This is a genomic window from [Clostridium] hylemonae DSM 15053 (assembly GCF_008281175.1).
GTDB lineage: Bacteria > Bacillota > Clostridia > Lachnospirales > Lachnospiraceae > Extibacter > Extibacter hylemonae.
This window is the reverse complement of sequence record NZ_CP036524.1, coordinates 2795681-2809818: the sequence shown is the minus strand read 5'-3', so window position 1 is coordinate 2809818 and position 14138 is coordinate 2795681. Positions and strand designations below refer to the sequence as shown.

The following is a 14138-nucleotide window of genomic DNA, read 5'->3' as shown; positions in this document are numbered from 1 at the left end:
GCAGAGTGTAAAGCATCCATAATTGATTATGAGAAATTTGTAAGGTATACTTGTATTATATATAAAAAAGGGATGAACGGGAGGGAATATGGAGAATAGAAATAAGACACTTGGAAAGGTTCTGCTTGCCATATTTACAATTATGATCCTCTTTTTTGCAGCCTATCAAATATGGATGAATCCGCACCGGGGAACAGCGGAAGAAGCAGAGGCTTCCCTGGCTGTAGATGACATGCTGACGAAAGAACAGGCGGTGGAGGATATAGATTATATCCTGTCTCATATCGAATCAAGGCATCCTGCCTGTATCAAAGGGCTCCCGGATGAGGTAAAGCGGCAGGGAGACAAAGAAAAAGAGGCGATGGGCAGCAGTGTCAGTATGCTGGAATTATGGCGGTCCATATCCAGAATCATGGCCCGTATGAAGGACGGGCACACATCGGTTATGCCCTATTACGCGCAAACAGTGCCGCGGCTGTTGTTCCGGTGCAGAAAAACAGGGGAAAACCTTATATGTGTCGGAGGAGAGTATGACGGCAGCCGTATACTGTCTATCGGAGGTGTCAGAGAAGAAGACCTTTATAAGACATTTCTCGGGCTGTCATCTTATGAACTGGAAGGATTTGCTTCTGTTTTATATGAGAACCGGATAGTGAGGAAGGACTATCTGAGATTTCTCGGCGCGGACGTATCAGAAGATACTGCGGTAGTTCTGGAGACACCGGCCGGTCAGGTGGAGAAAACGCTGCGCTTTGAGAATAAGAATATAAATCCCCAGGATACAGAGCCTTTTGTAAGCTATCACGTGTATGAAGAGAAAAACACAGCGGTTCTCACCCTTAAGGAATGTATATATGACGAGATGTACGCAAATACTTTAAGAGAATTTTTTACGGAGGTGAAGAAGAAGCAGATTGAAAACATTGCGGTAGATGTGAGGGACAACGGCGGAGGAAACTCTAAGGTGATCAATGAATTTCTGCGTTATATCAATGTTGACAATTATTATGTATACGGTGACGTGGATGTGAGGTACGGACCGTTTCTTATTACAGATAAGAAAGAAAAAATCGCCAATGAGCGCGGAGGAGAGCTCGTTTTTGACGGCACGATATATATACTCACTTCATCAGGAACGTTCAGTGCTGCCACAGATTTTGCTGTCGCTATCGCAGATAATAAACTCGGGTATGTGGTGGGGGAGGTGTCAGGGGGGATGCCGTCCAGTTATGGTGATCTGCTACAGTTCCAGACACCGAACGCAAAACTTATGTTTACCGTGTCTTACAAATATTTTCACCGCCCCGATTCCGGGAATGACAAGAAGCCTTTAGAGCCCGATTATCCAGTGGAGGCTGAGGAAGCGCTTCAGAAAGTTTATGAACTGGCGCGCCGCTCGGGGCAGGAATAAAAGGCGGCTGTTGCAGACTGTGAAGTCGTATGGGTATAATTAAAAAGCGGCGAAGAGCGCCGCTTTTTTTACCTGACAAATTAATGGGTTCCTGGAGTTTTATGTATGCATTGGGCTAACGTTAAGCTTACTTTCAGACGGTCAATTTTCCTGCGCCTTTAAATAATGATACAGAATATCGATAAATTCTCCGTTAGTAGGCTTTTGAGTAATCGGATATCCTGCTATCTGTACGAGAAAATTTTGATTGCCCTTATACCAGCAGTTTGACACTACGGTACGGATACAATGCTCGACGTTATCCCTGCTCGTGTTATACTTTCTGGCTACGTCTACATACAGCGATTTGTATACGGAAAGCAGATAACGTTCGTCAAGCATACATAGATGAAGAGCATATTGCAGATAATAGAAACCTTGGTATGTTGAGCGAATCCCAAGCTTAAATATAAGGCTGTTGATTTCTTCCACACTTCTTCCTCCTTCCATAATAATTGAGGGCAATAAGTAATTGTATCTAATGTAACAATAAAATAGGGATAAAAGGAACGAAAAAGATAAAAATAGAAATAAACAGACGAGAATAGTCCATAATCGACAAGTTTTATGAAAGATGGGGAAACAGATTACTCTGCTTCCCCATCTTTAACTATATCCTCAAGAACATGGATCAGGTCATGTATATTCTCCAGACGGACGTCACGTTCCAGGATACAGTTTTTCAAGTTGATAGACAATGATTCAAACTTATCCCTTATTGCAGGGGCAACATAAGATGCCATGGAATCACCTCCGCTGTTAGTGTGCGGAGTATCGTGATAATTATACAGAAATTTCAACAGTAAGAATAAAAGCAATCAAACCTGGTAAAAAGGTCTGATTGCTTTTTTCATTGAATATTTTCTGCCAAAGCAGATGACGGGAATCGAACCCGCCTCTCCAGCTTGGGAAGCTGGCATTCTACCGATGAACTACATCTGCGCATATATCTGCACAAGAAATATTATAGTCCATGAGGCGGAAAAAATCAAGAAATGATTTTGCATTTCTTATCTCACAGGCACAAGCTGCATTGAAGTACCCAAGACAGTCAGCGTTTCGCCTTCCGGAAGGCTGACGTTTTTTGATTCATATATGCCGAAACCGCTGCTTCCGGGGCTTTATACGGAGATATAATGGAAATAAAGGCGTTGCATTTATCGTAAAAAGATAATATAATTTTCTTATATTTTATGTACGCCATTAAATCAAACGAGGTATAGATTATGAAAAAGAGAGTAGTAGTAGCACTGGGACACAGGGCGCTTGGAACGACGCTGCCGGAACAGAAAGAAGCGGTGAAATATACAGCCGGAACGATCGCCGGGCTGATAGAAGCCGGATATCAGGTGGCGGTCACCCACAGTAATGCACCACAGGTCGGTATGATCCACACCGCTATGAATGAATTTGGAAGGGTGCATCAGGATTATACGGCGGCGCCTATGTCTGTCTGTTCTGCCATGAGCCAGGGGTATATCGGTTATGACCTGCAGAACGGTATACGTGAGGAATTGCTGAACCGGGGGATATACAGAACGGTCAGCACGATACTGACACAGGTCGTTGTCGACCCTTATGATGAAGCTTTTTATACACCGACGAAGGTACTCGGCCGCTATATGACGGCGGAGGAGGCCAACGAAGAGCGCAGAAAAGGAAACTATGTTGTGGAAGAGCCTGGAAAGGGGTACCGCCGCGTTGTGTCAGCCCCGAATCCGGTGAGTATCGTGGAGATCGACGCTGTCAAGGCCCTCATGGATGCGGACCAGATCGTCATTGCGTGCGGCGGAGGAGGGATACCTGTGCTGCAGCAGGACAACCATCTAAAGGGCGCCAGCGCAGTGATAGAAAAGGATCTGGCTGCCGGGAAGATGGCAGAGGAGATCGATGCGGATGAGCTGATCATTCTCACGAGTGTGGAGAAGGTTAAGATCAATATCGGAAGGCCGGAGGAAGAAGAGCTTGGAGAGATCACGCTGGAGCAGGCGAAAGAATATATGGAGGCAGGCCATTTCGGAAAATATAACATGCTTCCAAAGTTCAGCGCTTCTGTGGCATTCATTGAAAAGAGGGAAGGCCGGAGCGCGCTCATCACATCATTTGACAAGTTGGAAGAAGCGTTGAAGGGAAAGACCGGCACAGTCATAAAATAAATTTGAATAACCTGGAGTTTTGCGGGACATACTATGGAAAAATGCGAGGAGGAATGACCCATGAAAGCCAGAGTAAATGAAGGATGTATTTCCTGCGGAGCCTGTGTGGCTGTCTGCCCGGAAGTTTTCCGTTTTGATGATGACGGTATTGCAGAGGCGTATGCCGACGTGGCGCCGGAATGCGAAAGCACAGCAAAAGACGCAAGAGACGGCTGTCCGGTGTCTGTTATAGATATCGAAGAATAAGAAATAAGCGAAATACATTTAACGGGAAGGCCTGGTGCCTTCCCGTTTCTGCGCTCTCCGCACTGAATTTAATGTAAAATACACTTGACATATTATGTAAAGCAAACTATACTAAAGGTGTAAAGCGTACTGTACAAAACAGAGAAAGAGGATAAAAGATATATGAAAACCCGGATACAGGAGCTCAGGAAGGCGCATAAACTGTCACAGGAAGAACTGGCCATGGCGGTCGGAGTCACCCGGCAGACCATCATCTCGCTGGAGCGGGAAAAGTACACGGCATCTCTCGTGTTGGCATATAAGATAGCCCGGTTCTTCGGCGTAATGATAGAAGATGTGTTTGACTTTTCAGATGTGGAGGATATTTGAATATGGAAGAGTATAGGAAAAAATTAAAACGCAGCATAATATTAGAAAGTATATTTGCATTAGTATCCGTCGCGGTGATCGTGATAAGCTACATGAGGGCCGATGCGATGGACCCGTCCGAACATGCGGGGAGCTTCTTTCAGGGGTTCCAGGCCGGACTGTTCACTGTGTGGGCCGGTGTAATGTTCTACGGGATCTTTGTGTCCGCTAAGGCGCTTGGGAGCCGGGAATATCTGCGGAAGCTGTATATTAAAGAACATGACGAGCGGACAATTGAAATATGTACAAAAGGCCAGGCGAAAGCATACAGAACATGTATCGCCGTATTCATGACGGCGGCCGTCATTGCCGGATATTATAATTATATTGTATTTTATACGCTTGTAGTCGTGACGGCATTTTCTGCGGTGTGCGGCGGTGTGATGAAAATAATTACGTCCCGTTCGTTATAATTATGTTGACAAACAGGAGAAAAAGAAATATTATTGTATTAACATAATAATACAGAAAAAATGAGGAGCAGGGTTATGATCGAGATTAAGAATTTGACGAAAATCTATAAACTGAATAAGAAGCAGATGCTGGAATCCAAGACAAAGAATCCGAAGAAGACTGCTGTGGATAATCTGAGCCTGACCGCGCGCGAAGGGGAGATATACGGCCTTTTGGGACCAAACGGCGCTGGAAAGACGACAACACTCAGATGTATCGCTACTTTGATCAAGCCATCGGATGGCGAGATCTATGTCGGCGGCCACGAAGTACAGAAAGAACCGGAGGCGGTGAGAGAGAGCATCGGATTTCTCACAAGCGATATAAAGCTGGATGAACAGTTTGACGTGGACTACATGTTCGGATTTTTCGGCAGGCTGCATAACGTTCCGCAGGATGTGCTGGAGAAGCGCAAGGAAGAGCTGTTTACATATTTCGGGATCAAAGATTTTGCCCACAAGCAGATCAAGGAGCTTTCCACCGGAATGAAGCAGAAGGCGGCGATCGCGGTCAGCCTCGTACACGACCCTGATATTGTCATCTTTGATGAACCGACGAACGGGCTTGATATTGTCACGGCCAGGAGTGTTACAGATTATCTGCGGAAGCTGAGAGAAGACGGAAAGCTTGTCATCGTATCGACGCATATCATGTCCGAAGCGGAAAAGCTTTGTGACCGTATCGGCGTGATAATAGACGGCAGTAAAGTGGCGGAGGGATCACTTCAGGAACTGCTTAATATGACCGGCACAGATGATCTGGAAGATGCGTTCTTTGAATTATATAAGGAACGAAAGGGGGAAATGTAAGATGAATGGAATCAAGCAGATATTCGGCAAAGAGATGGCCAGAATTTTTAAAGACAAGAAGATGGTGTTTTCCGTATTTTTTCTCCCAGTATTGATCATGGTACTGATCATGACGATCATAAGCGGACTTATTACCAATATGGAAGATGATATTGAATCACACGAAGCAGTTGTATATGTGGCAAACGAACCTTCCAGTTTTGAAGCCTTTCTCGGTGAGAGCAGACAGGAATTCAAATCAAAGAGGATAGACGGCGGCGGGATGGAAAAAGCGAAAGAAGATATCCTCGAAGGCAGGGCAGATCTGATCATAGAATTTCCGGACAGCTTTGAGAGCGCGGTCCGCGATTATGAGCCGGGTATGGCTGTGCCCCAGGTGAAGACTTATTACAATCCGTCTGAGGATTATTCCAAGGCGGCCTATGAAGAGATATCAGGAGGCGTACTGGAGGCATACCGCCAGACACTTCTGGCGGGGCGCGTCGGAGATCTGACTCAGCTCACGGTGTTTACGGTAAATTCAGACAACGATGAAATGATCATACAGGATGATGATAAAGCCAGCGGCAAGGCGATCGGAATGATGCTTCCATATTTTATTACGATTCTGTTATTTGCGGGAGCCATGGGTATCGGCACTGATATGATCGCGGGCGAGAAGGAGAGAGGAACGATGGCAAGCCTCCTCGTATCACCGGTAAAGAGAAGTTCAATCGTCCTTGGAAAAGTATTTTCACTCATGACGATCTCCGGGATATCTTCCCTCATCTATGTCATTGCGATGGTAGTTTGTGCGCCTCTGATGATGAAGTCCATGACCGGCTCGGGAGCCGACGGGCTGAATATCAGCCTGAGTGTACAGCAGGTAGTCATGCTCGGAGCGCTGCTTGTGGCGATAGCCTTCCTGTACTCCAGTATCATCGCCCTTATCTCCGTATTTGCCAAGTCGACCAAGGAGGCAAGTACATATGTGATGCCGGCATATATGCTCGTGCTTGTGGTAGGGCTGCTGACGATGTTCACCACCGGCGACCCGACACAGACGGACTATTATATACCGCTGTATAACAGTGCGCTCGTGATGAAGGGGATACTTGGGCAGAATGTGTCTATGCTGCAGTACGGCATAACACTCATCGAGACGCTTGTGATCGGCGGCGTACTCCTCGGCGTGATCGTAAAAGCTTTCCAGAGCGAAAAAGTTATGAATGTCTGACACTTTATATCCGGCTGCATATACTGTAAACAAGAAGCAGATGCGGCCGGAGGGGGTCAGACCCCTTTCAAAAGGGGTCTGGCCCCCTTGTGCATTCTGCGCGATTCGGGAGGCGGATATTGTATGAGACTGAGTGAGCTTCAGGATAAAGAAGTGATCAATACATGTGACTGTAAGAGACTGGGATTTGTGGCGGATCTGATACTGGATGACTGCGGCTGCCACGTGGAGGCGATCATTATTCCGAAGTCAGGAAAATTCTGCGGTTTTTTCGGGGACGGGAGCGAGTATGTTATCCCGTGCAAGTGCATCAAAAGAATCGGTCCGGATGTCATTTTGGTAGAAATTCATGAGGAGAAAAAATAAAGGGAAAAACTGGCAATGTTGTTTGACTTCTGTCCGTACAGCAGATATACTATATGTATTACAGAAGAAAGGATTTGGGTCAAGATGAAGTGTCCATACTGCAACCACCTAGATACAAGAGTCATAGATTCCAGACCGGCGGAGGACGGAAGTTCCATCCGCAGAAGACGCTCCTGCGACGTGTGCGGCAAGCGGTTCACCACATATGAAAAAGTGGAGACGATCCCGCTCATCATTATCAAAAAAGATAACAACAGAGAACAGTACAACCGCAAGAAGATAGAGAACGGCGTCCTGCGCGCATGTTATAAGCACCCGGTATCTGCGGATGCCATCCAGAAGACGGTTGACGCCATCGAGACGAAGATCTTCAGCCTTGAGGCAAAGGAGATCCCAAGCAGTACGATCGGTGAGATCGTCATGGAAGAGATGAAAAGTCTGGATGAGGTGGCCTATGTCAGGTTTGCTTCTGTGTACAGAGAGTTCAAAGATGTCAATACTTTTATGGATGAGCTGAAAAAAATCCTGGATAATTAGGAATACGTGTAAGAAGGTATTTACGAAATATGTCGTATAGTGTTAGAATAAGGAAGAAGCAAAGGATTCATTTGCTTCTTCCTTTTTATTCTGTTCAGGAGAACAGGAGCTTAAATGGAACTTAAATCTATTTTTGACATACTTATTGAACGTAAGCGGTTCAAAAAGCATACATAATAATCGGGCAAACAGATGATGATAAGTAACAGAGAACAGACGTAGATTCAGATTGGGTGAGATGCAGATGAGAACGTATAAATTAACCGTATCGTACGACGGAAGCAGATATCAGGGATGGCAGAGACAGGCCACGACAGACAATACGATCCAGTTCGTGCTGGAGTGGAGCATTGGGAAACTGGTTGGTTACAGAGTGCATGTGGACGGCTCGGGAAGAACAGATGCCGGGGTACATGCCCGCGGACAGGTGGCGAGCGTCAAGCTGTCCAAGCTTTATGATCCGCAGGAGTTTAAGGATTCACTGAACAGATATCTGCCGGAGGATATCAGGATCGTCAAGGCAGAGCTCGTCAAAAACGGATTCCACGCCCGCAAGAGCGCAAAGGGCAAGAAGTATGAATATTACATCGACTGTCGTGAGAAGCCGGATGTTTTTTCCCGCAGATATTGTTACCATTATCCTGAGAAACTGGATATCGAGGCGATGCGCAATGCGGTCGAGTATCTTGTCGGAGTGAAGAATTTTACAAGCTTTACGGATGACAAGGAGTGCAGGGACCCGGTCCGCAGGATCACGAATATAAAAATTGTAAGCACGGGAGATAAAGTCCGTATCACCTATTACGGGACAGGCTTCCTTTATCATATGGTCAGGATACTGACCGGCACGCTGCTGGAGATCGGGACCGGCAAAAGGGACTCAGCCATGCTCCCGGTCGTGATCGCGGCGGAGGACAGAAGTCTGGCAGGCTTTCTTGCGCCGGCGAGAGGTCTGTTTCTGAGAAAAGTGTATTATTAATAAGACTAGACATAATTGGAGGACAATAAATGAAGTGCATTTCATGGAATGTAAATGGAATTCGTGCCTGTGTGCAGAAAGGTTTCATGGACTTCTTTCAGGAGGCGGATGCAGATATTTTCTGTATACAGGAGACAAAGATGCAGGAGGGGCAGCTTGAACTGGAGACACCCGGTTACTTTCAATACTGGAATTATGCAGAGCGGAAAGGATATTCCGGGACCGCCGTGTTTACAAAGAAAGAACCGTTGTCTTTTACGTGCGGTATCGGAATAGAAGAACATGATAAAGAAGGCCGGGTCATCACGCTGGAATTTGAGGAATTCTATTTTGTGACAGTGTATACGCCCAATTCCCAGAGTGAACTGGCCAGACTGTCGTACAGGATGGAGTGGGAGGATGCTTTTCTTGCTTATCTTAAGAAGCTGGAAGAAAAGAAACCGGTTATTTTCTGCGGAGACTTAAATGTGGCAGCAGAAGAGATCGATCTGAAAAATCCGAAAACAAACAGAAAGAATGCGGGATTTACCGATGAAGAGAGAGAGAAGTTCCGCAAGATAAAAGCGTCCGGTTTTGTTGATACATTCCGCTACTTTTATCCGGATGAGGAGGGGATCTACTCCTGGTGGTCCTACCGGTTCCGGGCAAGGGAAAAGAATGCGGGCTGGCGCATTGATTATTTCTGTGTATCACAAAGTCTGAAAGAGCGCCTGGAGGATGCCAGGATACACACGGATGTCATGGGTTCAGACCACTGTCCGGTAGAGCTCGATCTGTGTTAAAAGCCCCCGTCTATACCTATGATCTGCCCCGTCATATATGGCGGGGCAGTTGCTATGTTCCAGATCATTTCAGCAGTTTCGGCTGGAGTGCCGAATCGGCCGGCCGGGATCTCATCTGCAAGTGCCAGCCGTTCTTCCTCATCCAGCTGAGCATTCATTTCTGTATCAATGACGCCGCAGGCCAGGGCATTTACCTGTATGCTGCTCGGCGCCAGCTCCTTTGCGAGCGCTTTTGTGAGACCGTGTACCCCGGCTTTTGACGCGGAGTAGGCGGCCTCGCAGGAAGCGCCGAGCGTACCCCACATGGAAGAGATGTTGATGATCCTACCCTGCTTTCTGCGCACCATGGGAGGAACCGCGGCGCGCGAACAGTAAAATACAGAAGACAGATTCGTCTGGATAACGCGGCTCCACTCCCCGTCGGTCATGTCGCTTAACAGACCGATGTGGGCACATCCCGCGTTGTTGATGAGCACGTCCAGACAGCCGCACCTGCTGTATATAAAGGAGAATATTTTGTCTACATCTTCCGGGTCCCCTACGTCACCTGTCACCATGTCGCAGGAACCGCCTGCAGATATTATTTCTCTTTTGACCTCTTCAAGCGCGCCGGCAGAACGGCGGCAGTTGATAAACACATGATAACCTCTGGCGGCAAAGAGAACGGCGGCAGCCTTTCCAATACCTCTGGAAGCGCCTGTGATCAGGACATATTTTGACATTTGTCGTATCCTCCTTCTGTTTTTTAAACCAATTATAAAATAAATCTAAAATCGTATTTTTCCTGCAATTATTATATACCGGAATCGTTGCTATTTAAACCCTCAAGTGCTATTATTTACGTATCAGCGATTGGACTGCCTGTGCGGGCGGCGGCATGATCGGGCTGTATATGCCAGGCGCGGCTAAAACTTAGAAAGAGGGACATCAATGTTATCAAAATTCAGCGTAAAAAGACCTTATACTGTAGTGGTAGGAGTTGTGTTGATCATAATCCTCGGTATTGTGTCATTTGGAAATATGACGGTAGATCTGCTTCCGAGTATGAATTTGCCTTATGCTATAGTTATGACGACATATCCGGGAGCCAGTCCGGAGGAAGTGGAGACAGTTGTCACAAAGCCTGTGGAACAGACGATGGCAACGGTGAGCAATATCAAGAATGTACAATCTGTGTCTAATGAAAATGCTTCAACAGTCATTCTCGAATTTGACCAGACGGCCAATATGGATTCTGTCACAATAGAGATGAGAGAAGGACTGGATCAAATCAGCGGTTTCTGGCCGGATGAAGTAACGAATCCCATTATTATGAAACTGAATCCAAGTATGATGCCTGTACTTATCACGGCAGTGAGCGCATCGGGGGAAGATGCGGCAGAGACGACGCGCATCATCGAAGAACAGGTGCTTCCTGAAGTGGAAAGTGTGGAAGGCGTAGCCTCGGTATCCACTGCCGGCAGCATCGAGGAAACTGTGCAGGTCACGGTAAATGAACAGAAGGTAGAAGCGTTAAATGAAGACGTCAAAGCTGCGCTGGAAGAAAAGATGAACGAAGCAGCCTCCGCGCTTCAGCAGGCTAAGGATCAGGTGGCTAACGGCAAGGCCGCGCTGGCTGCCGGCAAGGCCCAGGCATCTTCCGGTGTCGGTGAAGCAGAAGCTCAGATCTCGCAGAAGGCGGAGGAGATCAAGCAGGCGCAGCTGGAGATCACGGAAAAGATGGCAGAGCTGAACGTGACGGATACGCAGCTTCAGCAGTCGCTTGCAGCGGTTCAGGCCTCGAAGGCGGCAGCGGAGGCGCAGCTTAAAACGGTTAATGTAAGTTGTGATCAGCTTCAGGCGCAGATGGCAGATCTGCAAAAGGATCCGGCAGCTAATGCTGATGCTATCGCTCAGCTTCAGACTGAAATAGATAATTGTAATGCAACGAAGGCCGCTTTGGAAGCCGCCATAGCACAGCTTACAGAACAGGAGGCTTCCTTAAAAGAAGGACAGGGGAAAGTGACAGCCGGCAGACAGCAGCTGGAAGCTGTGCAGAAGCAGGTCAACAACGGGGCCATGTCGCTGGCGGAGGCGAGAGGCCAGCTGGCATCCGCTCAGGTTCAGGCCGCGGCGGGTCTCGGGGAAGGCGCAGCGCAGCTTGCGGCCGGAGAGGCCATGATACAGTCCCAGGAAGCCCAGATGGAGGCTGCAAAAGGAGAAGCGTCAGCCAGTGCTGACTTAAGCGGCATGCTGAACGCCGATATGGTGAAGACACTGCTGGCAGCCGAGAACTTCAGCATGCCGGCCGGATATGTGACGGAGAACGGGCTGGACTATCTCGTACGTGTGGGCGATAAGTTTAAGAGCATCGAAGACATAAAGAATCTTGTACTCATTGACATGGAGGGCATCGACCCGGTGAAGCTGACGGACGTTGCAAATGTAGAGCTTGTCAGCAATTCAGATGAGACATATGCCAAGATCAACGGAAAGTCCGGCATGATGCTGAGCATACAGAAGCAGACCGGGTACTCTACCGGTGATGTGAGTGACCGCGTTCTGGAAAAGCTCCAGTCTATCAGTAAGGAGCACAAGGAAATAAATGCGGTGACTTTGATGGATCAGGGAGTCTACATTGACCTGATCGTCAATTCCGTTCTTAAGAATCTGCTTTACGGAGCAGTGCTTGCGATCATCATACTGCTTGTATTTTTAAAGAGCATACGGCCGACGTTTGTCATCGCCTGCTCCATACCGATCAGTATCATGACTGCCCTCGTTGCCATGTATTTCTCGGGTGTGACGCTTAATATCATATCCCTGTCAGGCCTGGCGCTCGGCGTGGGAATGCTGGTAGATAATTCCATTGTAGTGATCGAAAATATCTACCGGATGCGGAATGAGGAAGGCGCGTCAGCCAAAACGGCGGCCATCGAAGGAGCCAGACAGGTAGGAGGAGCCATAACGGCATCCACCTTTACGACGATATGCGTGTTCCTTCCGATCGTGTTCACCTCCGGTATTACACGCCAGCTGTTTGTGGATATGGGACTTACGATCGCGTATTCACTCCTGGCCAGCCTTATCGTGGCGCTGACGCTCGTACCGATGATATCTGCAGGCCTGTTAAAGAAGACAGAGGAAAAAGAATCCCGCCTGTTTATTAGGATCAAAGACTGGTACGGCAGCATGCTCTCAAAAGCGCTTAACAGAAAGGTTCTCGTACTGGCAGGCGCGTTCGTGCTGTTCGTGGCGAGCGGCGCGCTCGCCATCTCAAGAGGAACGGAATTTATGCCTCAGATGGAGAGCACGGAGATCAGCATGACGCTGGAGATGGAAAAAGGCACAAGTCTTGAAGATACGGCAAAAGCTGCCGATAAGGTGATGGACCGGGTCGGCGGGCTGAAAGACGTCAAAGATATAGGGGCAATGGTCTCTTCATCAAATATGATGGGAACATCGTCTTCATCAAATATGGTAGAATTTTACGCTATTACAGGTGATAAGCCTTCCATGTCCAACAATGAACTGAAGAAAGAGATAGAGAAAGTGACAAAAGACATGGACGGAGAACTGACCGTCAATATGTCGAATATGGATATGAGCGCACTTGGAAGTTCGGGGATCAATGTCCAGATCAAAGGCAAGGATCTGGATAAACTGCAGAAAATCGCGGGCGACATCAAGAGTATGCTGGAGGATATCAAAGGGACACAGAACGTAACCGACGGAACGGAGGATAACAAAGAAGAACTCCGCGTGATCGTAGATAAGACAAAAGCTACGGAGCATGGACTTACGGTCGCGCAGGTGTATCAGAGTCTGAACAAAAGACTATCGGAAGCCCAGAAGGCAACCTCCCTCTCTACAGATACAGAGGATTTTGATATCTATGTGGTGGATGATGCCGACGAAAGCCTGTCACGGGAAGATATACGGAAGCTTACAGTTACGGCAGAGAAACAGGACGGGACTTCGGAGGAAGTGAAGCTTTCCGATATCGCTGCATTTGAGGACGCTTCCGGCCTGCAGGCGATCAGCAGGAAGGATCAGAGCAGATACATGTCTGTCACCTCGGAGGTAAAGGACGGGGACAATATCGGTCTTGTGAGCAGCCGTGTAAATAAGGCGCTCAAAGCATATGATGTGCCGGACGGCTATGAAGTGAAGATGGTTGGAGAAGATGAGACTATCAACGAGTCTATGACGGAACTTTTTAAAATGCTCGGACTGGCTCTTGTCTTCATGTATCTTATCATGGTTGCACAGTTTCAGTCGCTCCGCTCTCCGTTTATCGTCATGTTCACCGTACCGCTGGCATTTACGGGCGGTCTGTTCGGCCTGTGGATCGCAGGGAAGGCGGTCAGTGTGATCGCTATGGTAGGATTTGTCATGCTGTCGGGTATTATCGTCAACAACGGTATTGTTTTTATAGATTATACGAATCAGCTGATCGCAGGAGGGCTGTCCCGCCACGATGCGCTGGTGGAAGCGGGGAGAACGAGACTGCGCCCCATTATCATGACGGCGCTCACGACCATACTCGGCCTGTCGACGCTGGCTGTCGGAGTCGGGATGGGGGCAGATATGGTGCAGCCGATGGCGATCGTCACCATCGGGGGCCTGATATACGGAACCATATTAACTTTAGTCGTAGTTCCATGTATCTTTGACTTGTTCCACAAAAGGGAAAAAGCAAGGCTTCGTGAGGAAATTGAAGAAGATGCAGAAACTTAAGAACCTTATGAATGAAA

The 14138-nt window shown here is 47.7% G+C and carries 15 protein-coding genes and 1 tRNA gene; 12 read left to right on the top strand and 4 right to left on the bottom strand.

Annotated elements, in window-relative coordinates:
• The first annotated feature begins 88 nt into the window (after window positions 1-88).
• Complete coding sequence (locus tag LAJLEIBI_RS13110; RefSeq protein WP_006442580.1) at window positions 89-1411, top strand: S41 family peptidase; 1323 nt, start codon at window positions 89-91, stop codon at window positions 1409-1411.
• A 141-nt stretch (window positions 1412-1552) separates the two neighbouring features.
• On the opposite strand, the gene LAJLEIBI_RS13105 is transcribed toward LAJLEIBI_RS13110, so the two are convergent.
• From LAJLEIBI_RS13105 to LAJLEIBI_RS13100, 3 genes are all read right to left on the bottom strand, one after another.
• Window positions 1553-1900 carry a sporulation initiation factor Spo0A C-terminal domain-containing protein gene (locus LAJLEIBI_RS13105; RefSeq protein WP_006442579.1) on the bottom strand — a complete coding sequence of 116 codons (348 nt, stop codon included), beginning with the start codon at window positions 1898-1900 and terminating at the stop codon, window positions 1553-1555.
• Between the two features lie 137 nt (window positions 1901-2037).
• Window positions 2038-2193, bottom strand: coding sequence for a hypothetical protein (locus LAJLEIBI_RS18110; protein WP_006442578.1), 156 nt, complete (start codon window positions 2191-2193; stop codon window positions 2038-2040).
• A gap of 128 nt (window positions 2194-2321) precedes the next feature.
• Window positions 2322-2392: transfer RNA gene (locus tag LAJLEIBI_RS13100), tRNA-Gly, on the bottom strand.
• A 284-nt stretch (window positions 2393-2676) separates the two neighbouring features.
• On the opposite strand from LAJLEIBI_RS13100, the gene arcC reads away from it, so the two are divergent.
• The 10 genes from arcC (at window position 2677) to xth (ending at window position 9402) form a co-directional block, all read left to right on the top strand.
• Complete coding sequence (gene arcC, locus LAJLEIBI_RS13095) at window positions 2677-3606, top strand: carbamate kinase (RefSeq protein WP_006442576.1); 930 nt, start codon at window positions 2677-2679, stop codon at window positions 3604-3606.
• A 60-nt stretch (window positions 3607-3666) separates the two neighbouring features.
• The gene (locus LAJLEIBI_RS13090; RefSeq protein WP_006442575.1) at window positions 3667-3852 is read left to right on the top strand and encodes a ferredoxin; all 186 of its coding nucleotides are present in this window, start codon (window positions 3667-3669) and stop codon (window positions 3850-3852) included.
• 162 nt (window positions 3853-4014) lie between these two features.
• Window positions 4015-4221 carry a helix-turn-helix transcriptional regulator gene (locus LAJLEIBI_RS13085; protein ID WP_006442574.1) on the top strand — a complete coding sequence of 69 codons (207 nt, stop codon included), beginning with the start codon at window positions 4015-4017 and terminating at the stop codon, window positions 4219-4221.
• A 2-nt stretch (window positions 4222-4223) separates the two neighbouring features.
• Complete coding sequence (locus LAJLEIBI_RS13080; RefSeq protein WP_006442573.1) at window positions 4224-4673, top strand: hypothetical protein; 450 nt, start codon at window positions 4224-4226, stop codon at window positions 4671-4673.
• Window positions 4674-4748: 75 nt separating this feature from the next.
• A complete protein-coding gene (locus LAJLEIBI_RS13075) occupies window positions 4749-5522 on the top strand; it encodes an ABC transporter ATP-binding protein (RefSeq protein ID WP_040434863.1) in 774 nt (257 codons plus the stop codon).
• A gap of 1 nt (window position 5523) precedes the next feature.
• Window positions 5524-6738: an ABC transporter permease gene (locus LAJLEIBI_RS13070; protein ID WP_006442571.1), complete on the top strand. Its 1215-nt coding sequence runs from the start codon at window positions 5524-5526 to the stop codon at window positions 6736-6738.
• Between the two features lie 123 nt (window positions 6739-6861).
• The gene (locus LAJLEIBI_RS13065) at window positions 6862-7104 is read left to right on the top strand and encodes a YlmC/YmxH family sporulation protein (RefSeq protein WP_006442570.1); all 243 of its coding nucleotides are present in this window, start codon (window positions 6862-6864) and stop codon (window positions 7102-7104) included.
• 84 nt (window positions 7105-7188) lie between these two features.
• Window positions 7189-7641 (top strand): transcriptional regulator NrdR, encoded by a 453-nt coding sequence (nrdR, locus tag LAJLEIBI_RS13060; protein ID WP_149301923.1) that lies wholly within the window; start codon window positions 7189-7191, stop codon window positions 7639-7641.
• Window positions 7642-7885: 244 nt separating this feature from the next.
• On the top strand, window positions 7886-8620 hold the full coding sequence (truA, locus tag LAJLEIBI_RS13055; protein WP_040434861.1) for a tRNA pseudouridine(38-40) synthase TruA: 735 nt from the start codon (window positions 7886-7888) through the stop codon (window positions 8618-8620).
• A 29-nt stretch (window positions 8621-8649) separates the two neighbouring features.
• Entirely contained in the window at window positions 8650-9402 is a 753-nt protein-coding gene (xth, locus tag LAJLEIBI_RS13050; protein ID WP_006442567.1) for an exodeoxyribonuclease III, read from the top strand.
• Here xth and fabG read toward each other — a convergent pair.
• Window positions 9399-10124 (bottom strand): 3-oxoacyl-ACP reductase FabG, encoded by a 726-nt coding sequence (gene fabG, locus LAJLEIBI_RS13045; RefSeq protein WP_006442566.1) that lies wholly within the window; start codon window positions 10122-10124, stop codon window positions 9399-9401. The two genes, xth and fabG, sit on opposite strands and share 4 nt — an antisense overlap.
• 208 nt (window positions 10125-10332) lie before the next feature.
• Here fabG and LAJLEIBI_RS13040 point away from each other — a divergent pair, with 208 nt between their 5' ends.
• Window positions 10333-14121, top strand: a complete 3789-nt coding sequence (locus LAJLEIBI_RS13040) for an efflux RND transporter permease subunit (RefSeq protein ID WP_006442565.1) — start codon at window positions 10333-10335, stop codon at window positions 14119-14121.
• Window positions 14122-14138: the final 17 nt, after the last annotated feature.

What these genes read in the sequence shown, in the direction of transcription:
- LAJLEIBI_RS13110 (WP_006442580.1), top strand. Translation starts at nt 89, where the DNA reads ATGGAGAATAGAAATAAGACACTTGGAAAGGTTCTGCTTGCCATATTT.
- LAJLEIBI_RS13105 (WP_006442579.1), bottom strand. Translation starts at nt 1,900, where the DNA reads ATGGAAGGAGGAAGAAGTGTGGAAGAAATCAACAGCCTTATATTTAAG.
- LAJLEIBI_RS18110 (WP_006442578.1), bottom strand. Translation starts at nt 2,193, where the DNA reads ATGGCATCTTATGTTGCCCCTGCAATAAGGGATAAGTTTGAATCATTG.
- arcC (WP_006442576.1), top strand. Translation starts at nt 2,677, where the DNA reads ATGAAAAAGAGAGTAGTAGTAGCACTGGGACACAGGGCGCTTGGAACG.
- LAJLEIBI_RS13090 (WP_006442575.1), top strand. Translation starts at nt 3,667, where the DNA reads ATGAAAGCCAGAGTAAATGAAGGATGTATTTCCTGCGGAGCCTGTGTG.
- LAJLEIBI_RS13085 (WP_006442574.1), top strand. Translation starts at nt 4,015, where the DNA reads ATGAAAACCCGGATACAGGAGCTCAGGAAGGCGCATAAACTGTCACAG.
- LAJLEIBI_RS13080 (WP_006442573.1), top strand. Translation starts at nt 4,224, where the DNA reads ATGGAAGAGTATAGGAAAAAATTAAAACGCAGCATAATATTAGAAAGT.
- LAJLEIBI_RS13075 (WP_040434863.1), top strand. Translation starts at nt 4,749, where the DNA reads ATGATCGAGATTAAGAATTTGACGAAAATCTATAAACTGAATAAGAAG.
- LAJLEIBI_RS13070 (WP_006442571.1), top strand. Translation starts at nt 5,524, where the DNA reads ATGAATGGAATCAAGCAGATATTCGGCAAAGAGATGGCCAGAATTTTT.
- LAJLEIBI_RS13065 (WP_006442570.1), top strand. Translation starts at nt 6,862, where the DNA reads ATGAGACTGAGTGAGCTTCAGGATAAAGAAGTGATCAATACATGTGAC.
- nrdR (WP_149301923.1), top strand. Translation starts at nt 7,189, where the DNA reads ATGAAGTGTCCATACTGCAACCACCTAGATACAAGAGTCATAGATTCC.
- truA (WP_040434861.1), top strand. Translation starts at nt 7,886, where the DNA reads ATGAGAACGTATAAATTAACCGTATCGTACGACGGAAGCAGATATCAG.
- xth (WP_006442567.1), top strand. Translation starts at nt 8,650, where the DNA reads ATGAAGTGCATTTCATGGAATGTAAATGGAATTCGTGCCTGTGTGCAG.
- fabG (WP_006442566.1), bottom strand. Translation starts at nt 10,124, where the DNA reads ATGTCAAAATATGTCCTGATCACAGGCGCTTCCAGAGGTATTGGAAAG.
- LAJLEIBI_RS13040 (WP_006442565.1), top strand. Translation starts at nt 10,333, where the DNA reads ATGTTATCAAAATTCAGCGTAAAAAGACCTTATACTGTAGTGGTAGGA.